This window comes from Streptococcus sobrinus DSM 20742 = ATCC 33478, assembly GCF_000686605.1.
Lineage (GTDB): Bacteria > Bacillota > Bacilli > Lactobacillales > Streptococcaceae > Streptococcus > Streptococcus sobrinus.
In genome coordinates this window covers 1-23,112 of record NZ_JMLC01000030.1, presented here as the reverse complement: position 1 = coordinate 23,112, position 23,112 = coordinate 1, and the positions used below count along the sequence as shown (strand labels likewise).

Annotated in this window: 25 protein-coding genes and 3 pseudogenes; 23 read left to right on the top strand and 5 right to left on the bottom strand. The window is 42.8% G+C overall.

The genetic code is table 11. From position 1 onward, the window contains the following. Both BS63_RS0109020 and BS63_RS0109015 read right to left on the bottom strand, forming a co-directional pair. On the bottom strand, positions 1-275 hold a 275-nt coding region (locus BS63_RS0109020; protein ID WP_428835829.1), incomplete at its 3' end, for a helix-turn-helix domain-containing protein. Between the two features lie 212 nt (positions 276-487). Beyond that, on the bottom strand, positions 488-1,264 hold the full coding sequence (locus BS63_RS0109015) for a TraX family protein (RefSeq protein WP_002960028.1): 777 nt from the start codon (positions 1,262-1,264) through the stop codon (positions 488-490). A 165-nt stretch (positions 1,265-1,429) separates the two neighbouring features. Between BS63_RS0109015 and gatC the strand changes: the two genes are divergently transcribed. The 6 genes and pseudogenes from gatC to BS63_RS0108985 all read left to right on the top strand — a co-directional run bounded on the left by gatC (position 1,430) and on the right by BS63_RS0108985 (position 9,139). Beyond that, complete coding sequence (gene gatC / locus BS63_RS0109010; protein ID WP_002960026.1) at positions 1,430-1,732, top strand: Asp-tRNA(Asn)/Glu-tRNA(Gln) amidotransferase subunit GatC; 303 nt, start codon at positions 1,430-1,432, stop codon at positions 1,730-1,732. Next, on the top strand, positions 1,732-3,198 hold the full coding sequence (gene gatA / locus BS63_RS0109005) for an Asp-tRNA(Asn)/Glu-tRNA(Gln) amidotransferase subunit GatA (RefSeq protein ID WP_002960024.1): 1,467 nt from the start codon (positions 1,732-1,734) through the stop codon (positions 3,196-3,198). Before gatC ends, gatA begins: the two co-directional genes overlap by 1 nt. After that, positions 3,198-4,640, top strand: coding sequence for an Asp-tRNA(Asn)/Glu-tRNA(Gln) amidotransferase subunit GatB (gene gatB, locus BS63_RS0109000; protein WP_002960022.1), 1,443 nt, complete (start codon positions 3,198-3,200; stop codon positions 4,638-4,640). The genes gatA and gatB overlap by 1 nt, the downstream gene beginning before the upstream one ends. Further along, positions 4,641-4,831, top strand: a pseudogene (locus BS63_RS1000000111955) (hypothetical protein). Positions 4,832-5,553: 722 nt separating this feature from the next. Continuing rightward, on the top strand, positions 5,554-6,669 hold the full coding sequence (locus tag BS63_RS0108990) for a 5-methyltetrahydropteroyltriglutamate--homocysteine S-methyltransferase (RefSeq protein WP_002960019.1): 1,116 nt from the start codon (positions 5,554-5,556) through the stop codon (positions 6,667-6,669). A gap of 1,594 nt (positions 6,670-8,263) precedes the next feature. Further along, positions 8,264-9,139 (top strand): DUF3114 domain-containing protein, encoded by an 876-nt coding sequence (locus tag BS63_RS0108985; protein ID WP_002960840.1) that lies wholly within the window; start codon positions 8,264-8,266, stop codon positions 9,137-9,139. A 68-nt stretch (positions 9,140-9,207) separates the two neighbouring features. On the opposite strand, the gene fabG is transcribed toward BS63_RS0108985, so the two are convergent. Next, the gene (gene fabG, locus BS63_RS0108980) at positions 9,208-9,963 is read right to left on the bottom strand and encodes a 3-oxoacyl-ACP reductase FabG (protein ID WP_002960837.1); all 756 of its coding nucleotides are present in this window, start codon (positions 9,961-9,963) and stop codon (positions 9,208-9,210) included. 546 nt (positions 9,964-10,509) lie between these two features. On the opposite strand from fabG, the gene BS63_RS0108975 reads away from it, so the two are divergent. Continuing rightward, positions 10,510-11,226 (top strand): DUF4352 domain-containing protein, encoded by a 717-nt coding sequence (locus BS63_RS0108975; protein ID WP_002960835.1) that lies wholly within the window; start codon positions 10,510-10,512, stop codon positions 11,224-11,226. A gap of 150 nt (positions 11,227-11,376) precedes the next feature. After that, positions 11,377-11,987 (top strand): annotated as a pseudogene (locus tag BS63_RS1000000111945) (hypothetical protein). 74 nt (positions 11,988-12,061) lie between these two features. On the opposite strand, the gene BS63_RS0108965 reads toward BS63_RS1000000111945, so the two are convergent. Both BS63_RS0108965 and BS63_RS0108960 read right to left on the bottom strand, forming a co-directional pair. Continuing rightward, a complete protein-coding gene (locus BS63_RS0108965; protein WP_002960829.1) occupies positions 12,062-12,376 on the bottom strand; it encodes a type II toxin-antitoxin system RelE/ParE family toxin in 315 nt (104 codons plus the stop codon). Further along, positions 12,369-12,629: a type II toxin-antitoxin system Phd/YefM family antitoxin gene (locus tag BS63_RS0108960; protein WP_002960827.1), complete on the bottom strand. Its 261-nt coding sequence runs from the start codon at positions 12,627-12,629 to the stop codon at positions 12,369-12,371. The genes BS63_RS0108965 and BS63_RS0108960 overlap by 8 nt, the downstream gene beginning before the upstream one ends. A gap of 137 nt (positions 12,630-12,766) precedes the next feature. On the opposite strand from BS63_RS0108960, the gene BS63_RS1000000112060 reads away from it, so the two are divergent. The 15 genes and pseudogenes from BS63_RS1000000112060 to BS63_RS0108890 all read left to right on the top strand — a co-directional run. Further along, positions 12,767-12,865 carry a type I toxin-antitoxin system Fst family toxin gene (locus BS63_RS1000000112060; RefSeq protein WP_019769123.1) on the top strand — a complete coding sequence of 33 codons (99 nt, stop codon included), beginning with the start codon at positions 12,767-12,769 and terminating at the stop codon, positions 12,863-12,865. A 216-nt stretch (positions 12,866-13,081) separates the two neighbouring features. Further along, positions 13,082-13,609: a YqeG family HAD IIIA-type phosphatase gene (locus tag BS63_RS0108950; protein ID WP_002960824.1), complete on the top strand. Its 528-nt coding sequence runs from the start codon at positions 13,082-13,084 to the stop codon at positions 13,607-13,609. After that, the gene (yqeH, locus tag BS63_RS0108945) at positions 13,609-14,727 is read left to right on the top strand and encodes a ribosome biogenesis GTPase YqeH (RefSeq protein WP_002960822.1); all 1,119 of its coding nucleotides are present in this window, start codon (positions 13,609-13,611) and stop codon (positions 14,725-14,727) included. The genes BS63_RS0108950 and yqeH overlap by 1 nt, the downstream gene beginning before the upstream one ends. A gap of 15 nt (positions 14,728-14,742) precedes the next feature. Continuing rightward, the gene (locus BS63_RS0108940; RefSeq protein WP_002960821.1) at positions 14,743-15,114 is read left to right on the top strand and encodes an MGMT family protein; all 372 of its coding nucleotides are present in this window, start codon (positions 14,743-14,745) and stop codon (positions 15,112-15,114) included. 46 nt (positions 15,115-15,160) lie between these two features. Beyond that, the gene (gene yhbY, locus BS63_RS0108935) at positions 15,161-15,472 is read left to right on the top strand and encodes a ribosome assembly RNA-binding protein YhbY (RefSeq protein ID WP_002960819.1); all 312 of its coding nucleotides are present in this window, start codon (positions 15,161-15,163) and stop codon (positions 15,470-15,472) included. A gap of 154 nt (positions 15,473-15,626) precedes the next feature. Then, positions 15,627-16,259 (top strand): nicotinate-nucleotide adenylyltransferase, encoded by a 633-nt coding sequence (locus BS63_RS0108930; RefSeq protein WP_002960817.1) that lies wholly within the window; start codon positions 15,627-15,629, stop codon positions 16,257-16,259. After that, positions 16,259-16,852, top strand: coding sequence for a bis(5'-nucleosyl)-tetraphosphatase (symmetrical) YqeK (gene yqeK / locus BS63_RS0108925; RefSeq protein WP_002960814.1), 594 nt, complete (start codon positions 16,259-16,261; stop codon positions 16,850-16,852). The genes BS63_RS0108930 and yqeK overlap by 1 nt, the downstream gene beginning before the upstream one ends. A gap of 5 nt (positions 16,853-16,857) precedes the next feature. Beyond that, positions 16,858-17,340: a hypothetical protein gene (locus BS63_RS0108920; protein WP_002960811.1), complete on the top strand. Its 483-nt coding sequence runs from the start codon at positions 16,858-16,860 to the stop codon at positions 17,338-17,340. 17 nt (positions 17,341-17,357) lie between these two features. Next, positions 17,358-17,711: a ribosome silencing factor gene (gene rsfS, locus BS63_RS0108915; protein WP_002960809.1), complete on the top strand. Its 354-nt coding sequence runs from the start codon at positions 17,358-17,360 to the stop codon at positions 17,709-17,711. Positions 17,712-17,757: 46 nt separating this feature from the next. Next, the gene (locus BS63_RS0108910) at positions 17,758-18,495 is read left to right on the top strand and encodes a class I SAM-dependent DNA methyltransferase (RefSeq protein WP_002960807.1); all 738 of its coding nucleotides are present in this window, start codon (positions 17,758-17,760) and stop codon (positions 18,493-18,495) included. 192 nt (positions 18,496-18,687) lie between these two features. Beyond that, positions 18,688-19,782, top strand: coding sequence for a nucleotidyltransferase (locus BS63_RS0108905; protein WP_002960805.1), 1,095 nt, complete (start codon positions 18,688-18,690; stop codon positions 19,780-19,782). Between the two features lie 63 nt (positions 19,783-19,845). Further along, entirely contained in the window at positions 19,846-21,699 is a 1,854-nt protein-coding gene (locus BS63_RS1000000111420; protein ID WP_002960804.1) for a DUF262 domain-containing protein, read from the top strand. Between the two features lie 45 nt (positions 21,700-21,744). Further along, positions 21,745-21,909, top strand: coding sequence for a hypothetical protein (locus BS63_RS1000000112325; protein ID WP_002960802.1), 165 nt, complete (start codon positions 21,745-21,747; stop codon positions 21,907-21,909). Between the two features lie 226 nt (positions 21,910-22,135). After that, positions 22,136-22,750 (top strand): MerR family transcriptional regulator, encoded by a 615-nt coding sequence (locus BS63_RS0108895; protein ID WP_002960799.1) that lies wholly within the window; start codon positions 22,136-22,138, stop codon positions 22,748-22,750. 105 nt (positions 22,751-22,855) lie between these two features. Further along, a pseudogene (locus tag BS63_RS0108890) lies at positions 22,856-23,112 on the top strand (DDE-type integrase/transposase/recombinase); the annotation flags it as partial.

The following is a 23,112-nucleotide window of genomic DNA, read 5'->3' as shown; positions in this document are numbered from 1 at the left end:
TAGTAAATTCCTTGTCGCCCTTCAACGTAACGCCTTTGAGCTAGGTCAGCGAAGTAGTGGTCAAAGTAGATCTTTTTACCATTTACCTGCTTGACTTGTTTTGTCGTCCCACGCTTGATTTCACGTGAAATGGTGGAGCGACTTTTTCCCAAACGTCTAGCAATCTCAGCTGGTTTCAACCCTTCTGATAGGAAGGCCTCAATTTTTCCTCGTTCTACCTCTGAGAGGTGGCAATAGGGTTGTTTTGTGGTACAATTTGTGGTGGACATGCTTATCTCTTTCCTTATACTTTGTTTCGCAACTTTAGTATATCAGATAAGCTTGTCTTTTTTTTTGTTGCACCTCATTTTACAACGGGGCAGATTTTTTAACACGAGGAATTGAGCACGCCTACATCCCTTTGTAAAAAGAGAAAGTCTGTCTCGAAGTCTTGTACTTCTTCGACAGCTTTCCTATTTTACTTTGGGATGCTTTACGGCTTTGCATCTTACAAGAAGAAGGCCAGTAAGTGCAGTATCCACAAATGCAGGGGATAGAAAATGTAGAAAAACCACTTATGAATGGGTTTGGAGCTGCCTTTTTTACCATTGTATAGAAATAGAAATGGCAGGAAAAGGAAGCTCATGCAGTCGCTGTTGTAGCAGAACATCTCAAACCAAACTGAGAAAGATGGTGCAGCACTGACATTCATATCAGGGCCCAGAATAAGGAAAGAAATGACACTCCAGATGCCAAAGACAATGAGCTGCTTTCTACGATGGCCATAAAATGCCCAGAAAATCAGCATAAGCGTAAGAATAGGAATGCCGCCTTCGAGAGTGATGACCATAGCTCCAAAAGGCAGTCCAATGAGGGATAAAAAGAGACCAGCTAGGAAGATTAAGCTACCTAAAACGCTATTAAGGATTGGCCTGTCGTGGTCTCTAGCCTTCTGCCAGAAGTAGAGGAAACTATAGCCGAGAGCTAAGGTCAGAAAGATGTTATCATTGATGAGATGCTCTTTCCCCAGCAGCAGTTGGGATAAAAAGTCTCCGATCTGCATAAGTATGGCCACACTCCATAGCCTGAGTAAGTGTCTTTTACGATTTCTGGTATGGAAGAAGCCTTCTAGGGTCAGGTAGGCAAAAAGTGGAGCTACAAAGCGCGTGATGAGATGAAGCCAAGCCGGTAGTCCTGGAAAGGCAAAGAAGGCTGAATCCAAGACCATAAAACTCAGAGCAATGTATTTGAGTTGATTAGTGTTTAAACCGATTGATTTTTTCATGACAGCTACCTCCTTATCTTTAGTTTAACAGTTATTAACTTCCCTGCCATTACAGTTTTGTAAGAATGTTTTTCTCTCAAGTATTGTGGTATAATTTGGAGGACTATGTAATTTACAGAGAAGAAAGGAATAGAACCCCAAATAGGTGTTCTGGGTGTCTTAGACATGAAAATTTCGGAAGAAGAAGTGCGCCATGTAGCGACCTTGTCCAAGTTGGCATTTTCGGATGAAGAAACGACTGAATTTGCGACAACTTTGACCAAAATCGTTGACATGGTTGAACTTTTGAATGAAGTAGATACGACTGGTGTTGCGATTACGACCACCATGGCTGATCGGCGGACGGTTTTGCGCCCCGATGTGGCAGAAGAAGGGACCGACCGCGACCAGCTCTTTAAAAATGTACCTGAAGCAAAGGACTACTATATCAAGGTACCAGCAATCTTGGATGATGGAGGAGATGCCTAATGTCTTTTAATGATAAAACAATTGAAGAACTGCACGACCTCCTAGTCAAAAAAGAAATTTCTGCAACTGAGCTGACCCAGGCTACTCTTGAGGATATCAATGCTCGTGAAGAAACCATTGGTTCCTTTATCACAGTGGCTCAAGAAGAGGCTCTGGCTCAAGCCAAGTCTCTTGATGAGCAAGGGATTGATGCTGACAATGTCCTGTCTGGTATTCCTTTGGCCGTCAAGGATAATATCTCAACCAAGGGAATCTTGACAACGGCAGCATCAAAGATGCTCTATAACTACGAACCTATCTTTGATGCGACTGCGGTTGCTAATGCTAAGCAAAAGGGCATGATTGTGGTCGGTAAGACCAACATGGACGAATTTGCCATGGGTGGTTCTACTGAAACCTCCTACTTCAAGAAAACCAAAAATGCTTGGGACCAAAGCAAGGTTCCTGGCGGTTCCTCTGGTGGTTCTGCAACGGCTGTAGCTTCCGGTCAGGTTCGCCTCTCTCTGGGTTCTGATACCGGCGGTTCCATCCGTCAACCAGCGGCCTTCAATGGGGTCGTTGGCCTCAAGCCTACCTACGGAACAGTTTCGCGCTTTGGCCTTATCGCCTTTGGTAGCTCCTTGGACCAGATTGGTCCTTTTGCTCAAACTGTTAAGGAAAATGCCCAAGTCCTCAATGCCATTGCCAGCGACGACAAGAAGGATTCGACCTCTGCCCCTGTGCGGATTGCGGATTACACCAGCAAGATTGGTCAAGACATCAAGGGAATGAAGATTGCCTTGCCTAAGGAATACTTGGGAGAAGGCATTGACCCACAAATTAAGGAAAATATCCTAGCAGCAGCCAAGCAGTTTGAAAAACTGGGGGCTGTGGTTGAAGAAGTCAGCCTGCCCCATTCAAAATACGGCGTGGCGGTCTACTATATCATCGCCTCCTCGGAAGCCTCTTCCAACCTGCAACGCTTTGACGGTATTCGTTATGGCTTCCGGGCGGGTGGTGCCAACAGTCTGGAAGACATCTATGTCAAGACCCGGAGTCAAGGCTTCGGTGATGAAGTTAAACGGCGGATTATGCTGGGGACCTTCAGCCTGTCGTCAGGTTATTACGACGCCTACTTCAAGAAGGCTGGTCAGGTGCGGACTCTGATTATTCAAGATTTTGAGAAGGTCTTTGCCGATTACGATTTGATTTTGGGGCCAACCTCACCAACGGTGGCCTTCGGATTGGATACCCTCAATCATAACCCCGTTGCCATGTATTTGGCTGATCTCCTGACCATTCCGGTCAATCTGGCTGGCCTGCCAGGCATTTCTCTGCCATCTGGTTTCGTTGATGGTCTGCCTGTAGGTCTGCAATTGATTGGGCCTAAATACGGTGAAGAAACTATCTACCAGGCAGCGGCAGCCTTTGAAGCGGTGACCGATTACCACAAGCAACGGCCAAAAATCTTTGGAGGTGATCACTAATGAACTTTGAAACCATTATCGGACTTGAAGTCCATGTGGAATTAAATACCAATTCAAAAATTTTCTCACCTTCATCGGCTCACTTTGGTGAGAATCCCAATGCCAATACCAATGTCATTGACTGGTCCTTTCCAGGGGTTCTGCCGGTTATGAATAAGGGGGTCATTGATGCCGGTATCAAGGCAGCCTTGGCCCTCAATATGGATATCCACCAAACCATGCACTTTGATCGCAAGAACTATTTCTACCCTGATAATCCTAAAGCCTATCAAATTTCCCAATTTGACGAGCCCATCGGTTACAATGGCTGGCTGGAAGCCCAGTTAGACGGTGGTTCAATCAAGAAAATCCGCATTGAGCGGGCTCACTTGGAAGAAGATGCTGGTAAGAATACCCATGCTGATGATGGCTATTCCTATGTGGATCTTAATCGTCAGGGCGTGCCCCTGATCGAGATTGTTTCTGAGGCAGATATGCGTTCGCCCGAAGAGGCTTATGCCTACCTGACAGCCCTCAAAGAAATCATTCAATACACCGGTATTTCCGATGTTAAGATGGAAGAAGGCTCCATGCGGGTTGATGCCAATATCTCCCTGCGTCCTTATGGTCAAGTGGCATTTGGAACCAAGACCGAGCTCAAGAATCTCAACTCCTTTAGTAATGTCCGAAAGGGCTTGGAGTACGAAGTGGAACGTCAGGCCAAAATTCTGCGGTCTGGTGGGGTCATTCGCCAAGAAACCCGCCGTTACGATGAGGCCAACAAGGGTACCATCCTAATGCGGGTCAAGGAAGGGGCAGCGGATTACCGTTACTTCCCAGAACCGGACCTGCCGATTTTTGAGATTTCCGATGATTGGATTGAAGAAATGCGGGACAGCCTGCCTGAATTTGCTAGGGACCGCCGGTCAAGATATGTCAGCCAATATGGCCTGTCTGATTACGATGCCAACCAGCTAACGGCCAGCAAGGTTACTTCTGACTTCTTTGAAGCGGCAGTCGGTCTGGGCGGCGATGCCAAGCAAGTGTCCAACTGGCTTCAGGGAGAAGTGGCTCAGTTTCTCAACAGCGAGAACAAGAACTTGGAAGATATCCAGCTGACTCCAGACAATCTAGTTGAAATGCTGGGCTTGATTGAAGACGGCACCATTTCTTCTAAAATTGCCAAGAAGGTCTTTGTCTACCTGGCTAAAAATGGTGGCGGAGCCCGTGACTATGTGGAAAAGGCTGGTCTGGTGCAAATCTCCGACCCTGAGATTTTGATTCCAATTATCCACCAAGTCTTTGCAGATAATGAAGCAGCCGTTGCTGACTTCAAGTCAGGCAAACGCAATGCCGACAAAGCCTTTACCGGCTTCCTCATGAAGGCAACCAAGGGGCAAGCCAACCCACAAGTTGCCCTCAAACTCTTGGCTCAAGAGTTGGCTAAGTTGAAGGAAGAGTAAGTGGGAGTCCTGCTCGTTTATCTTATCTTTTTTCTCCCTATGCTGATGATAAGCTATTGCTTTAGCATTTTCGAGTAAAGGCTATTGCTAAACGGGGGCAAGAGTTAAGGCTATGGGCTAGAAGTCTTGGGATTGAGGAAAATCGAGGCAGTCGTGGAGTTATACTTTATACCCACTACATTAACTTTTAAGATTACCGTTTTGTCACTGATAAAAATCCAACAGGGCTAGTTTGAAGCCTCAACTATCACCTCCTTATTAGATCGCTCCCCTTTTAGGATAGATTTCTATCCAGTTTCATATTTTGTCAAAAGGGGCAGAGAGTATATTTAGTTATCGTTGATTGAGGACTCAGATTGCTGAGTCCTTTTTTGCAGAAGTAATAGCCGCCTTGTAAAAATAATATTTCAAAAAGATTAAGAAATTCATCAATCTGATATTTTTATCCGTGTGGATAAAGGCTGGCTGGCAAGACAAATTATTTTTGGAATAGGTTGGTTAGCGCTACATATCTGAGGCCTTTTACATGAGCCAACGCCAACAAATTCTGAGGTGTTTTGGGCTATTATTTATTTCATTTTTACTTTTCTCTTTTACCCATTTGCTAAATTTATCTATGATGGGATAAGGCATTTCTTATTTGGCGATTCTTATCTGGTAGAAGGTAGCTTGATAGTCTGGTTGGTTTTTTCATAATTAATTTAAGGCTTTTGCCATTCCAATTGGTTTAATCGGTTTTATCTTTCTCCTCTTTTGGGCAAGGCATGAATTGAAAAAAGATAAGTAGATGAAGTCTCGGAATTTTCTTGGATATTCATAGTTATTAGCTATAAGTTTTAATATAAAATATATATTTTACAACTATAGTTAACCTCTGTTAGAATGGGTTTATCAAAAATTTGAGGTGAATAAAATGACAAAGAAATATTTTGAACATGTAGGCTCCTTCTTGCGTCCTGTCGAATTAAAGGAAGCGCGTGAAGCTTTTGAGGCAGGAAAGCTTTCTCAGGAAGAACTGACTGCAGTCGAAGATCGTTTGATTACAGACTTGGTGGACAAGCAGGTTGCTATCGGTCTTGAAAAGATTACAGATGGAGAATTCCGACGGGCTTATTGGCATCTGGATAATTTTTGGGGGTTTGATGGCGTTGAACATGAACACTTTGGCCAAGGCTACCTGTTTCACGGGGAAGAAACAGGCGATGACACAGCTGTTCTTCGTGGCAAACTCGGTTTTACAAAAGAGAATCATCCTTTTATTGCACATTACGATTTTTATAAAAAATTGGCAGATGAGCGCGGTGTAGAAGCTAAGATTACTATTCCAGCTCCAGCACAGTTTTTAGCAGAATTGGATCGTGGTAAGAATGCAGCAACTGTGGCTGAGTTTTATCCTAGTCGTCAAGATTTTTTAAGAGCTATTGCTGAGGTTTATCGTGAGGAAATTTTGGCACTCTACGAAACAGGTGCACGTACGGTTCAGCTTGATGACTGTACATGGGGGATGCTGATTGATGAGGATTTTTGGCATACCATGGCGGGTGCTGGTTTCAAAAAGGAAGATGTTATTGAGGAATATCTCTATGTCAATAACAATGCTATCAAGGACCTGCCATCAGACCTGACAATCAATACCCATGTCTGTCGCGGAAATTTCCATTCAACTTATGCAGCTAAGGGAGCCTATGATGATGTAGCAGAAGCCTTCTTTGGTCGTGAAAATGCAAGGGCCTACTTTTTGGAATACGATAATGAACGTTCGGGAGGTTTTGAACCCTTGGCAGCATTTAAGGGGCTAGACAAGGTAGCAGTCCTTGGTCTAATCACGACAAAAGACGGTCAATTGGAAGACAAGGAAACTATCATTCAACGCATCCATGAGGCGGCGGAGATTTTGCCTCTTGATCAGCTTTGGTTGGCGACCCAGTGTGGTTTTGCCTCAACGCAGGAGGGCAATATCTTGACAGAAGAGGATCAATGGAAAAAACTTACTCTTGTCAAAGAAATTATTGATGAAGTCTGGGGATAGCTTAATTACAATCCTTGTTGATTGTTTAGTTATAAGGCGGGCCATTTTTAGGGATGGCTCGCTTTTATACTGAATTAAAATCAGAACTTTCAATTTTGATACTTTCTAACCTAGCCAGTTTATTAGTGATTAAAAGCCACTGATAAACTAGGGTAATCGCTAGAGCGAGTTCCCTAGCCACCTTACTCTTTCATTTTCAAAATAGCATCGATTTTGACAATGAAATGTCGTTAAAAAGGGCGGATGCAAGCAAACTCTTGACAAGATACAAAGTCGTTAAGCACCACAAAGGATTAAAAAGGTCTGGGAGACCTTTTTTACCTGAACCTGAAAACAAGAAGGTGAGGCAGGAAATCGGGCGTAGGAGACAGTAGGTCTCCAAGGCAGATTTGCACCTCAAGGTAGTCGCGGCTGTATATTGGCTAAAGCCAAAACAGCCACCTCTCTTTTTCCGCAGTGGTGTAGGCGTTTTCAGTTATGGAGTTTCATGGCGACACGAAGATAAAGCAGTCAATTTTACTGGCCTAACTGAGTGAGGGAGGGAGCTAGCCCATCGTCATAGAGATTGGCGTTAGAGAGTCAGACAGAAAAAATGGCTTTGACAGTCTCCAGGCTGTTTTGACACTTGCTAGGCAAGTTTCATTTCCAACTTTTGACAGTCTCCCAGACTGTTTTGACACTTGCTAGGCAAGTTTCATTTCCAACTTTTGACAGTCTCCCAGACTGTTTTGACACTTGCTAGGCAAGTTTCATTTCCAACTTTTGACAGTCTCCCAGACTGTTTTGACACTTGCTAGGCAAGTTTCATTTCCAACTTTTGACAGTCTCCCAGACTGTTTTGACACTTGCTAGGCAAGCTGCATTTCCAACCTTTGACAGTCTCCCAGACTGTCAAAGCTATCTGCAACGCCTTGCCTAGTTCTATTCCTAAATTAAACCACTGATACAAGGGACACAGCAGGTTCACGATTTTATCTTCGGACTTGCTGCAAGAACTGAGGCAGCAGTTCTTGATCTCTCTTTCGTCAAAACGGTGTCATTGACAGTTTTGATATCATGTCGGAATCGGCAAAGCCAATCTAAGATTTGAAAAATCTGGGTTGGCCGCCGCTATTGCGGTCTGCCTACGCCTCTCACTGGCTCCAAAAAGAAACCATCATCGGTTTTCCTTTTTTTTTGATTCACAGCCTCAACTCACTTTCTCTACATAAGGATTGCCTGCGGTTCGTTGCGGCATTCATCTGTTGCCAGCCATGCCATTGCGACAGATGCGTTAGTAAGGCCTTTAGCCAAAAGCAGATAGCTGACATTCTTTGCTATTTGTACTAAGTATCGTTATAATATTAGAAGTCGGTACTTTTTAAAAATCAAAGCAATAGGTCGTTGTCATCGAATGTGGGATAAGTTCTCGAAAAAATAGCTGGTTTAGGAAATTGGATTTTTAAGGCCTTTTGTATTTTAAAAATTAAACAGGACCTAGCCTTAAAAACTTAATTTTTAGGTAAGGCCTCTTACCTGCAGGCAGTCTGCCATGCTTTCCTAAAATCCTAGTAGTTTTTTAAGGGAGGTATCTCTTGATATAAGGAGTTTTTTTATGCCCAAGATTGGTTCAGCAGCTTTTTGGTCTGGCTGGAAGGAAGTGAAAAATGACAAGGATCCCTGTAGAGCACTTCGATTTGTCTTAGACCAGTTAGATTTGCCTCAAGATTTATCGGGTGACTTAACTGAAAATCAGGCTTTGGTGGCTAAATTTTCACCCGACCTTGCTCCCCATGATAGATTTTGGTCTGACTTGGCCAGGCAGGTTCGCTTGGTTATGAAGGGGAAAGACTTTCAGGAGAAGACTGAGTTTAACCGCCAGCTTCATCAGCTTCGCTATGTTATCTCAAGTCAGCAAGCCCAGTATGTCCGTCAGCACTACCGAAAGTCTGGCAGGACGGATCAGGAAGCCTTGTTTGCTTACCTGCGGGCCAATCATTTGCGCCCCAGTCTCTGGGACAACGCCCGTCTGCACAATAAGCGGCAGATTAAGGATGGTACCTTTTGCTTTCCGGATGAGCAAGAGTCCTATAATATAAAGGTTTTACTCCAGTTTCGGACAGAATTTATCATTGATGGTCAAGGAAATTTTCTCAACGAAGTTGATGCCGAAAAAGTCACGGCTAATGGGATTATTAACGGGGCCAGTTTCAATTACGGCAATACCACTAAAAGTCATTTTCGCCTGGACGTTTGTCCAGTCGGTCCGCATGATCCTGCCTTCCGCAATCAAGCCACTAAGGGCTATCGCTCGCCCAATCGAACTGGCAGAGTCCGTTTGGCCAGATTTTGGCAGGAAAGACGAACTGCTGATTTCGACCGCAGCCTTTACAATAAAAATGGCGGTTATGCCAAGGACGGGCAGGCCCTCATCTCTTTAATTAAGCAAGAGAAGAAGGCCTTTAAGAAGGCCTTGAGAGCGAGAAAATAAGTCAGAATAAGATAGGAAAAGAGACCTCGAGGGTCTCCTTTTTTATGGTGTCAAGCCGTTCTTGACTCTTACAAAATGGCATCAAAGGATTCAGGGAGAATTTGTCCCCCATCAACTACGATGGTTTGACCGGTGATATAGTGGGCTTCTTTAGAAGCTAGGAAGGCAACGGCAGTTCCTATATCTTCTGGAGCTCCCAGGGTATGGGTAGGGACGGTCTTCTTCATCTCATTCAGGTAAGATTCCCCTTGAGTCTTGAGGCCTTCAGTCAGGACATTACCAGGCTGAACTGCATTGATGGTGATACCAGCCTTGGCGTATTCCAGGGCGGCACTCCGCATAAATCCCAGCTGTCCAGCTTTGGTGGAACCGTAGTGGGCCCAACCAGGGTAGCCTGTGATAGGACCAGTGATAGATGAAGTCAAGACAATCCGTCCATAGCCTTGGTGCCGCATAATTTTAGCAGCAGCCTTGACTACTAAGAAGGTCCCTTTGAGGTTGACCGTTTGAATCAGATCCCACTCCGCTTCGCTCATATCGGCAATTTTTGCTTGGGGATAGATGCCGATATTGGAGCAGAGAATATCCAGTCTGCCATATTTTTCCGCAATCATTTGGAAGGTCTGTGCAATCCCTTGGCTATCGGTGACATTGAAGGAATAGAAATCGGCTCCTAAATTCTTGGCTGTAGCTTGTCCGGCAGCTTGGTCCTTGTCGAGGATGATAACCTTGGCTCCTTGTTGATGAAGTACGCTGGCAATTCCTCGGCCGATTCCCTTGGCACCACCAGTCACGACAGCAATTTGTTCAGTTAGTTGAAACATAGTCCGACCTCCTTTAGAATTTTGCTTATACCCTTCGAAAATCAAACAGATACGTCGTTAACTCGTTTTGCCGTGCTCACTGAAGGAAGCAAAGCTTCCTCCTATTTTTGATTTTCATTGAGTATTAGACTTTCTTGGGGCCAGTCAAAATTTACCTTCTTCAGGCCTAGCCCCAAATTAGCTTTTCTTACCCTAACTATAGCAAAATTCAAAGGGTTAGTAAAACGCTTACAAGAGAGGTCGGTTTCCTAAGAACTGAATCTCTTGGGTTTAGTCGCCAGCGTGCTTCTCACCCTTTTTATTTTGGGACTTTTATAAAATAGACATCATGGGTATGCCCCTGATTACTCTAGCCGATCTCATTATTTCCCTGCGGAACCTAGTCCGAAGCAGGAAAAAATCCTAGGAAAATCTAAGCGAGCTCAGGCTTGCTTTTTTTGTCTTCAATTTTAAAAATTTTATCCCTCAAACCTATCGTAATACTATTGGCATCAAATAGATATATATGTATAATGGTTTTGTAAATTTCAAAAAAGGAGTAGAGAGATGAAACCAATTAAAGAAGATGAGAAGAAAGTTTTAGGAATTATTGCTTTAGTTTTTGGTGGGATTGCCTTGGTAACCTCTTGGATGCCTTTTATCAACAATGCTTCGGCAGTTCTAGCCATTATCGCTTTTATCTTGGGAGTTATTGCTTTCTTTATCAATCTGAAAAGGAAAAAACTCCTGTCTTTGATTTCAATCATGATTGCCGTGATTTCCTTTATCATTGTTTTGGTAACACAGGCTAGCTATGTAGCGACTATTGATAACGCTCTTGGAAAAAATGATAAGCCCACAAGTCAAAGTGAAAAAGATAGTTCAAGTATTTCTAGTTCTTCAGAAAGCAAAAAGACTTACAAGGTCGGTGACAAAATAACATTCAAAGGTAAAGTGGAATACACTATCACATCGGTTGAGTGGACAGATGAACGAAATGAGATTGAAGATAATCAACCTAAGAAAGTTTTAAAAGTCACTTACGATGTTAAAAACTTGTCGGACGATGATTACGTTATCGGAAGTGATTTTGAGCTCTATGCAAACGGAACTAAAATGGAATCTTATCCGAATGATAATACATTTGAAACGATTTCTGCAGGTCGTAGTTATAGCGGGGCAACAGAACACTTCGCGGTCAATAGTGATAAAGATTTAGAATTAGAAATTAAACCATATCTATCATTTAAAGGGACACCAGCTATTATTCCACTGGAATCATAATAAGGATTTATAACTCCACAAATTAGAAGTAGGTATTACTCGTGAGATATTTATCAACTGTATTAGTTTTTTTTGGAGTATGCTTGGCCTTTTTAAATCATTGGTTAGGAATTATACTGTTAGTTTGTGCCTACCTATTGAAAGGGATAAATGATGATTAAAAAGATATTCAGTTATTTATTGTGGGTTGTAGGCATAGTTTTTGTCATCGCAGTAGTTATGAGTTCTGGGATAATGGATAGCTTTTTTGAGCAAAGACCAACTACAAAGGTAAGTACATCGGTAACTTCGTTAGAAAAAGTTAAACAAATTACATTTCTCAATGTAGGTATCCAAAAAGTTGAAACTTCAACGGAAAAACAAAGATTTTATTCACAGATCTAGATATTCCTTACTCGGAAAAAGAAGTATCGATTATCCTGAACTATAAGGCAAAATTTGGTATTAAAAAGCCAGTTAAAGTAACAAAAACTGGAAAATCAAATTATAAAGTTGTTGTTCTAAAATTTGAAGTCATCGGCTTTGAAGTTGATAAGGACAAGCCTTATCAACTTTATAGTAAATCTGAGGGGGCCTTGTCGGATTCGACAAAAGATGTAGATACTGGCAAACTGGCTACTGATAGCTTGTCAAATGAGGCACAAGAAGAATATTTAAAACAATACAAAGATCTGGTTCAAGATTCTACCAAAGAGTATTATCAACAAATCCTTACCTCTATTGATAAGGATGCCAAAGTTGAGTGTGAATTTAAGGAATAATCAAAATCCATTTACAAAGTATTTGCATGTAAAAACATAGCACCCCAAGAAAAAGCTTCTTGAGGTGCTTTTGCTTATAAGAAATCATCAAAATTTCTTTTACTATATAAAATTTTCCGAACTTCCATAGTATTGCCGATGACAATATAAAAGATAATAAGATTTTTAACTCGGATGTAGTAGTAAGGATGGCGTCGTTTGTGAATCGAAGGGTAGGCTGGAAAAGCTAGCGGTCTAGCCAACCTGTCATTTATCGCTCCTTCAACAGCGCTCAGGAAACGGTGGGCGGCCCGTGGATTTTGTAGACTTTGACTAATGTAGTCGACAATAGCATTGAGGTCCTTTTCAAAGAGTGGCAGAAACCTCAGCTGATAGTTTTCTTTAGTCATCTATTTGGCTCCGGACTCGTTTAAAAAGCTCGTCTTTATTATAGCGGGTGGAACTTTCTTCGGCGACCAAATCAGCCTCATCCAATTTTTTCTCCAGATTAGAAGTTAGGTCATCGTATTGCTCCAAACTCATGAGAACCATAGTTCCATAGCCGTTCTTAGTCAGAAATACAGGGTCATTAGACTTGATGACGGTTTCTTCGATTTCTGGAAATTTATTGCGGAGGTCTGAAACGGGGCGGATGTTGATCATGGTAGTTCTCTCTTTTTCTATCATTACTTTATTGTAATTCTATCATAAAAATAATGATAGAACAGTTTCTAGAGTTATTTTATGCTATAATAACCTTCGGCACCCACAATAAAGCCTTCGAGAGGAGGTGAATACTCATGTGGAAGGATCTTTTTCTAAGCATCGTTGCACCAACTTTTGTTGGTATAGTCTTAGGACTATTTTCAAAATGGCTAAATGGAAAAGACGATGACTAGGTGCCTTTAGCCCAGACGTCTAAAGACGTAGAAAAAGCCTTAGGACTGGTACTCCTAAGGCTTTCTGTGTACCCATGTATGGGAAGGACCTTTTTCAATACATCTACATTATGTCAAAGTTAGCTAAAATTGTCAACTTTCTCCCCGTCTTTTCCCCCGCAACTGCTCCCCAAAGTATGCTATAATAAGGGGTACTATTAGTTTTTGGAGAAAGTTGTGAGTCTAGAAGATTACTTGCCGACCTTCGCGGTCGAAGCTGTTTATGATTTGAAGCCTGAGAGCCTGCGAAAGCACGGGATTTCTGCGGTTTTAGTGGATTTGGATAATACCCTCATTGCTTGGAATAATCCTGATGGGACCCCTGAGCTAAGGGAGTGGTTGGACGATATGACCGAGGCCGATATACCGGTGGTGGTCGTTTCCAATAATAAATACGAGCGGGTCAAGCGCGCGGTTGAGCCTTTCCATGTGGACTTTATCAGTCGGGCTATGAAGCCCTTCACCCGTGGGATTAATCAGGCCATTGAGCGTTACGGTTTTGACCGTGAAGAGGTGGTTATGGTTGGGGACCAACTCATGACCGACATCAGGGCCTGCCATAGGGCTGGTATCCGTTCGATTCTGGTCAAGCCTCTGGTAACCTCAGATGCTTGGAATACCAAGTTTAATCGAGCCAGAGAGCGACGGGTCATGAAAAAAATTGCCCAAAAGTATGGTCCGCTCAAGTATCAAAAGGAAATTTAATGGAAGAATTATACTGTATCGGCTGTGGGGCCAAAATTCAAAGTCAGGACAAGGAAGCTCCTGGCTATACACCCCAGTCCAGCATTGAAAAAAGTCAGGAGACAGGCGAGCTCTATTGCCAACGCTGTTTCCGCCTACGCCACTACAATGAGATTGTCGATGTGGCCATCTCTGATGATGACTTCCTCAAGCTCCTTCATGAAGTGGGGGATAGTCAGGCTTTAGTGGTCAATGTTGTCGATATTTTCGACTTTAATGGCTCGGTTATTCCTGGCCTCAGTCGCTTTGTCGCCGGCAATGACGTGCTTCTGGTCGGCAATAAAAAGGATATCTTGCCCAAGTCCGTCAAGGATGGCAAGGTGACCCAATGGCTGACCGAGCGGGCCCATGAAGAGGGCCTGCGGCCAGTTGATGTCCTCTTGACCTCTGCTCAAAACGGCCAAGCCATCAAGGAGCTGATTGCTCGGATTGAGGAGCTGCGGGCTGGGCGTGATGTCTACGTGGTTGGGGTGACCAATGTTGGCAAATCCACCCTGATTAATGCCATCATCAAGGAAATCACTGGGAATCAAGAGATTATTACCACCTCACGCTTCCCTGGAACGACCTTGGATAAGATTGAGATTCCCCTGGACGACGGTTCCTATATCTTTGATACCCCGGGGATTATCCACCGCCACCAAATGGCCCACTACCTGTCTGCCAAGGACCTCAAGTTTGTCAGTCCGAAAAAGGAAATCAAGCCCAAAACCTATCAGCTCAGTCCTAGTCAGACCCTTTTCTTGGGTGGCCTAGGTCGCTTTGATTTTCTTCAGGGAGATAAGCAAGGTTTCACGGCTTATTTTGACAATAATCTCAAGCTCCACCGCACCAAGCTTCAAGGAGCTGACGATTTTTATGATCGACACGCTGGCGGTCTTTTGACACCGCCGTCTGCCAAGGAGCTAGCTAATTTTCCCAAGCTGGTCCGTCACGAATTTACCATTACCAGTAAGACCGACCTAGTCTTTTCTGGTCTTGGTTGGGTACGAATTCTTGCCAAGCCAGATAGCCCTGTCGTCGTTGCTGGCTGGGCACCTGAAGGTGTCGGGGTCATAGTTCGCAAAGCTCTCATCTAAGAAAGGGGAGACTGTATGACTCAGTCAAGTTTTATCGCTCCAGAAAAATATGCGGAAGCTATTCGACAAATACCATACGGAAAAGTGGTGACCTTGGCTGATTTGCGGGCTTACCTAGGGCAGGACGATAGTGTTCCCTTTTTCTCAGGAGTCGCTACTTTGATTGTCGCTTGGTCTGAAGGAGATGACCCCATACCTTATTGGCGGGTCCTCAAGTCGGGTGGGGAGGTCAATGCGAAGTATCCTGGTGGTCTTGAAGCCCAAAGAGAATTGCTGGAAGCGGAAGGACACCGCATTATTCAAAAAGGGAAAACTAAGTTGAGATACTATGTCAAAGATTATCAAGAGAAGTCTTATCTATTTGATGTAAAAAAGAATCTCATGTAAGTTTTGGCCTAAGCTCTGCTATTTTTACAAATAAAAAGGAAACACTATGACATTAACATCAAAACAAAGAGCTTTTCTCAACAGTCAAGCACACGCTATGAAGCCGATTGTTCAGGTTGGCAAGAATGGTCTCAACGACCAAATCAAGACCAGTGTTCGCAACGCCTTGGATGCCCGCGAACTTATCAAGATCAAACTGCTGCAAAACACGGACGAAAATATCCATGAAGTCGCTGAAATTTTAGAGGAAGAAATCGGAGCCCAATCCGTTGCCAAAACCGGTCGAGTTTTGACCCTCTACAAACAATCCGCCAAAAAGGAAAACCGCAAACTTTCGCAGAAGGTGAAAGAAATTTGAGATTAGGGTGCTTAGAGCACCTTTTTCTTTTCTTGAGAAACTGTTCTTATTGGAATTACAGGGTAAATGGTCTCTTTCCCAACTTTTTCTTTATCCCTAATTATGCTATAATGGTGGCTAAAAGAGTTGATTTTTAGAGCGTGAGGAGATGGCTATGGCACTGGATTTAGTAACGCCTTTCACCAAGGTTGAATTGGAAGAAGAGGTTAAAGAAACTGGTCGCAAGCAGGTTGGTATTTTGGGCGGAAATTTTAATCCAGTTCACAATGCCCATCTGATTGTAGCCGATCAGGTACGCCAACAGCTGGGGCTGGATGAGGTCCTGCTCATGCCCGAGTACCTCCCTCCTCATGTGGACAAGAAGGAGACGATTGGTGAGGCCCACCGCCTCAATATGCTCATGCTGGCCATCAACGGGATTGAAGGCCTGGATATTGAGACTATTGAGCTGGAGCGAAAGGGAATCAGTTATTCCTACGACACCATGAAATACCTGACGGAAAAGAATCCTGATACTGATTATTACTTTATCATCGGGGCTGATATGGTCGAGTACCTGCCCAAGTGGCATCGGATTGATGAACTGGTTGACTTGGTTCAATTTGTTGGGGTTCAACGGCCGAAATTTAAAGCAGGGACCTCCTATCCCGTCATTTGGGTAGATGTTCCCCTGATGGATATTTCCTCAACCAATGTCAGGGAGCTGATTAAGAATGGACACACGCCCAATTTTATGGTGCCCCAACCGGTTCTGGCCTATATCAAGAAAGCGGGGCTTTATCGCTAATGTATGAGAAATTTTTGGGTCATGGCTATGACCGCGACCAAGTTTTAAAAATTATGCAAGACCGCCTGTCTGCCAAGCGATTCCAGCACTGTCTGGGCGTGGAAGCAGCTGCCCAACACTTGGCCCAAGTCAATGCCTATGATAGAGAAAAGGCCGGTCTGGCTGGCCTTCTGCATGATTACGCTAAGGAGCTGTCCAATGATGATTTTCTAGCCTTGATTGATAAGTACCAGCTGGATCCTGACTTGAAAAATTGGGGCAATAATATCTGGCATGGCAAGGTCGGTATCTATAAGATTCAGGAGGATTTGGGCGTGACAGATGCTGAAATTCTCAAGTCCATTGAGGACCACACGACGGGAAGTGGCCAGATGACCACCCTAGACAAGATTGTCTATGTGGCCGATTATATTGAGGACAACCGTGATTTCCCAGGAGTGGCTCAGGCCCGACAAGTTGCCCAAGATTCCTTAGATAGAGCGGTCGCCTACGAAACTGCTCATACCCTGACCCACTTGATTGACCGCAAACTGCCTATCTATCCCCAAACCATCGAGACCTATAATGCCTTCGTTGGGGAGCTGAGGTACTAATATTTATGAAACTAAGAAGAATCAAAGAATCTCTAAAAACAAGTGGTAAATTTATTGAGCAGAGAAACTTTTTTAAACTAGCAGCTAAGTTAGTTGATTATGGAATAGCTTCAGTATGGCTTCCTAATGATTCTCTGGGGGCGGATTTTCTAGCAGTTCAACATTATGACTATAATCGAGATTGCTCAAATATCTATCAAATACAGTTGAAGGCTAGAATGAGCTTATCTTTAAAATATAAGGGGAAAGATATTTACCTAGCATTTCCCTTAGATGATTCAAATTCCGGGAAAAATTGGGTTATTATTAAACACGATACTTTAGAGAGACTCTATTTTTCTCATCCAAAGAGTAGGAGTAAGTTCGAATCATTAGAGGCATTTTGTACGAAAAATTCTTCTGATAGTTGGAGTAATAACAGTGTTCCAAAATATATGGTAGATGATGTTATTGATAACTCTATAATTGGTAAAATTGATATTGATTAATAAAGGAAACCTAATAGATGACAAAAGATGAACTATTGAAAATTGTTGTGCAGGCCGCTGATGAGAAGCGGGCGGAGGATATTGTAGCCTTGGATTTGGCCGGTTTGACCAGCCTGACTGACTACTTCATTATTATGAGTGCCATGAATACCCGCCAGTTGGAGGCCATTGCGGACAATATCCGTGAGAAGGTCAAGGAGGCTGGTGGAGATGCCAGCCATATCGAAGGCGACAGCAAGACTGGTTGGGTTTTACTGGACCTCAACGATTGTGTTGTCCACCTCTTCTCGCAAGAAGCACGGGAACATTTCAATCTGGAAAAACTCTGGCACGAAGCCCCAATGGTGGATGTTGCTGGATTTCTAGGATAAAAAAGGAGCTGGGTGCGAGCCCAGTCCTTTTGCTGTGGAGGATGATATGAGTGAGACCTACGAAAAATTCGCATCGGTTTACGATGCCATTATGGATGATAGCCTTTATGACAAGTGGACGGACTTTTCCCTCCGCCACTTTCCTAAGGGCAAGAAAAAATTGTTAGAATTAGCCTGTGGGACAGGGATTCAGTCCCTACGATTTGCTCAGGTTGGTTATGAGGTGACTGGCCTTGATCTTAGTCAAGAAATGCTGGCCCTGGCTCAAAAAAGAGCTCAAGCTACCGGTCAGACTATTTCCTTCATCCAGGGCAACATGTTAGACCTTTCCCAGGCTGGCACTTATGATTTGGTGACCTGCTATTCGGACTCCATCTGTTACATGAAGGACGAGGTCGATGTCGGTGATGTCTTCCAGCAAGTCTATAACCAGCTCAATGATGGCGGTGTCTTTATCTTTGACGTCCACTCCACCTATCAGACGGATGACATTTTCCCTGGGTATTCCTACCATGAAAATGCGGAAGACTTTGCCATGGTTTGGGATAGCTATACTGACGATACTCCCCACTCGGTGGTTCACGAGCTGACCTTTTTTATTCAGGATGCTGACGGTCGTTTCACCCGCTACGATGAGGTCCATGAGGAGCGGACCTATGACATTCTGACCTACGACATTCTACTCGAACAAGCCGGCTTTAAGACCCGCAAGGTTTACGCAGATTTCACAGACCGGGACCCCACCCCAACTAGTCAGCGGTGGTTCTTTGTGGCGGAGAAGTGATTAATAAAGTTTTGCTTGGTACCCTTGGTGCTGAGCTTTTGTATTGTTCCGTTAATTGTTATGCTTTGTTCCGATAAGCTGGTTATCCTTCCGTTAGTTCAATATGCCCTTTCGCTAGACTGCCCATCCATTCGGACTATGCTATAATTTGAGTAGTTAGTTTGCCCAAATCAAACCTAAAAGGAGCCTCACTTGACAGTTACCGGTATTATCGCAGAGTTCAATCCCTTCCACAATGGCCATCGCCATCTTCTGGAGCAGAGTCAGGGCGTGACTGTCGTCGCCATGTCGGGCAATTTCGTCCAGCGGGGCGAGCCTGCCCTGATTGATAAGTGGACTAGGGCTCAGATGGCTTTGGAAAATGGTGCTGACCTCGTGGTTGAGCTCCCCTTTTTGGTAGCCGTTCAATCGGCCGATTACTTTGCCCAAGGGGGCATTGATATCTTAGCCAGGCTGGGGGTAGGTCAAGTCATGTTTGGTACGGAAGAAATGATTGATTACCAGCAGCTTTCGCAAATCTATGGCCAAAAGTCGCAGGAAATGGAAGCCTATCTGGCCAGTTTGCCAGACAAGCTGACCTACCCGCAAAAGACACAGGAGATGTGGAAAAAATTCGCGGGAATCAATTTTACAGGCAAGACTCCCAACCATATTTTGGGGCTGGCCTATGCCAAGGCAGTAGCCAAGAGAGGCCTTGCCCTCAGACCGATCCAGCGATTGGGGGCCGGTTATCACTCCGAAAGCAAGTCCGAGCAAATTGCCTCGGCGACCGCTATTCGCAAGCACCTGGACGACCGAGATTTCCTAGCCCAGACCGTTCCCGACAGCCAGTTCTTGGAGCAAGCCAGCAAGGTTGTCTGGGCCGACTATTTCCCCTTGCTCAGATATCAGATTCTGACCAATCCCGACCTGACTAAGATTTTTCAGGTTAATGAGGAATTGGCCAGCCGCATTAGCTCGGCCATAAAAGAAGCGACCGACCTGGATGAACTGGTAGAGCTGGTGGCCACCAAGCGCTATACCAAGGCCAGAATCCGCAGGATTCTGACCTATATTCTGGTCCAGGCGCAAGAAAGCCCCCTGCCTCAAGCCATCCATGTCTTGGGCTTCAACCAAAAAGGCCAAGACCACCTCAAGACTATCAAGAATCAAGTTCAACTGGTCAGCCGTATCGGCAAGGAGCCTTGGGACAGCCAGAGCCAAAAAGCCGACGCAGTCTACCAGCTCGGCAACTCCGCTATCAAAGAGCAAAACTGGGGCCGGGTGCCGGTGAGGATTGAAAAATAATCTTTGGCATCATCAACAGTAGGTCTCTATGCTATAATAATTAAGTAATCGTGGAGGTAAAAAATGGCTGGAAATTTAGAAAGTTTAGACACTATTTTAAGGGAGAATCTATTGCGCATTCCAGATTATCAAAGAGGATATTCTTGGGGTGCTAAAGAAGTACAAGATTTTTGGGATGACTTAGAATTGATAGTTGATGGAAGGGAACATTATGCAGGGGTCCTGACTTTCGAAGAAGTTCCAGCAGAAATCTATTCAGGATGGGAAAAAGATAGATGGCTTATTACGGACCGCAGAATGAAGCCTTACTATATCGTAGACGGTCAACAGAGACTGACTACGGCTATAATTTTATTAGTCTCGATTTTAAAAGCCACCAAGGAAAATTTTTCAGGTAGTTTACTGGATTCCAATAGATCTCTTGATTCAATATATGGTGATTATTTATTTCAAGAGAAAGATTGTAATAAAACTTATAAATTCTCATATGATCAAAATAATGATAGTTTGGGATATTACATTAGTAAAATATTAGAAGAACCTCTTCCTGTTAATACTAATTTAACGATTGAAGACAATGAATATTCAGCTAATTTAAGTTTTACAAAAGATTTTTTTGAAAAAAAGTGTAGAGCACTTTCGTTTAGTAAATTAGATAAGTTGTTTTCAAAACTGATATATAGTCTAGTCTTTAACAAATATGTAATTGATAAGGAGCTAGACATCTTCGTTACTTTTGAAACCATGAATAACAGAGGCAAACCTTTATCTAAATTGGAATTATTAAAAAATCGTTTGATATATCTAACGATGTTAATAGATACAAATGACAGTGCCAAAGCAAATTTGAGAGAGCAAATCAATCAATGTTGGAAAAATCTATACAGAAACCTTGGGAAGAAAGAATTGTCTCAGAATGGTAATTTGCTATTTAAGTTTAGATCTAGTAATAACTTAGACGATCTTTTTTTGAATCTTCAAATTAGGGAATATCAACCTCTTAGAGATTTTTTTAAAGAGAGGAAAGATACTAACCATTTTTCAGAAGGAGAATTAATAAATAGTTTATTAGGGGATTATTTTACTGCTAAAAATGTTATTGATAAAAAGATTGGAATTAATGATTTACGTAAATATATTGACGATTTATCTAAAAAGATAATTATGTGGGTGACTGTAAATAATCCATTAGATTATATTGATTCGGTATTTGATTTTGAAGAGGCACGAGTTTTAAATGGTATTAAAATATTATTAAATACTCGACGCTCTACAACAGGTAGTTCGTTCCTTTTTCATGCAATATTCCCAATTTTTTCTATTGACAGAGTTATTTTTTCCCTATATAGTTCTTCGGATAATTGCACTTCAAAACAAAGAGTTACAATATTAAGACAAATAGAACAAGCACTATTAATTAGATTGTACTTAGGAAATTTGGAGTATAAGGGGAGAACTGACAGGTTATTTTCATTCACGGAATTAAGAGAATTTTCAACCTTATTAGAAGAAATATCTAAAAAAGAAGTTATCAGTTATGATGAATTTATTTTACAACTTAAACAGACTGTGAGTAAATTAAAAACTGCATTTATTTCTGGGACCTTCTTCAGTAATACGAAAGTAGATGCATTTTTATTTTATAAGCAAAATAAAAGAGTTGCTAAGTATATTCTGTATAATATGGAGGCTGATTTAATAGAAAGATCACACGAACCAGAGTATAAAAATAGAATAAGGGAACTCTATTCACATTTTGAAACAGATTTTTACAACATCGAACATATCTACCCTAAAGCAGGTCATAATTCATATTGGAATCGCCAATTCGGAAAATTAGATGGTAAAGAAAAAGATAGGTACAAAAATTGTTTAGCTAATTTATTGCTCATTGGTAAGAAAAAAATGGTTATTTAGGAAATGCATCTTACCCAGATAAACAGAAAAAGGGAGAGTGCTGTTATGAATTGGGTATATTGTCAGAGAGAGCTGGCAAAAGAATATTCTGAATGGACTCCTGATACTATAGTGAAAAGGTCGGAGAAAATAAAAAAGTATTTAAATGAACGATGGTCAATCAACTTTACTAATAAAGAAGTGTTTGATAGATTTATCGGTTTGTATTAAAATTTCCCTCTTGACCCTCCCGCTACGTCATAGTCTATACTCATAGTTGAGGTGAACAGGCCTACACTCCTGTGAAAATAGAGAGGTAGCTGTTTCGACTTTAGTCGAATTACAGATAAGACTACCAAGGTAGAAGACTTCCTCGGTGCTTTGTCACCGTCGTTAGGCTTCCTAATTTTCTTTAGAGTGCTAACGGCTTAGTATCCTCGAAAGAGAGGAGGTTCTCATGAAAACCGTTAAGGAAATGAGTCAGTTGTCTGGTGTCAGTGTGTGCACGCTGCATTATTATGATGAGATTGATCTGCTCAAGCCCAGTCAGGTGGCTGAGAATGGCTATCGCTATTATGACCATAAGGCCATAGCTGAGCAGATTAAGCTTTTAGAGCTTAAAAAGGCTCATTTGGAAGGGGTTCTGGCCCATGCTCGTCGTCTGCAAGATGGAGGAGATACTATGACATTTACTGCTTTTGATAAGTCCCAACTGGAGGCCTTGGAAACTGAGGCCAAGGAACGTTGGGGTGATACCCAAGCCTACCAAGCCTTTGCGGCTAAGACGGATCAGAAAGATTTTGCCAAAATGACCGGTGAAATGTCGGTGGTTATGGCAGAGTTTGGTCGTTTGAAAAATCTTGCCGTCACAGATGACAAGGTTCAGACCCAAGTTAAGGTCCTACAGGACTATATCTCAGAAAATTTCTATCTTTGTAGCCCTGAGATTTTGGCCAGTCTAGGGAAAATGTATGTAGCGGACAATCGGTTCAGCCAAACTATTGACCAAGTCGGCGGAGTGGGCACAGCTCAATTCGTCAGCCAAGCCATTGCCCATTATTGTAAAGGCTAAATCAAGAAGACCTTCGGAACCACTTGTTTTGAACTGCGCCCCAAAAGTTAGACAAAAAATCTAACGATTGGGGTGTTTTTCTTATGAAATTACGGTATGAAGACAAAATTGACATCCATGCTTGAGGAGGCATTCCCTGATGATACCTATCAGGGTACTATCTTACATAGTGATCAGGGCTGGCAGTATCAGCACGCTTATTACCACCATTTCCTAAAAGAGCATAAGATGATACCATCCATGTCCCGTAAGGGGAACAGTTTAGATAATGGTATGATGGAATCTTTCTTTGGGACTTTAAAATCCGAAATGTTCTATGGCTTTGAGAAGGACTTTCCATCCATTGAGGCCTTAAAGCTCGC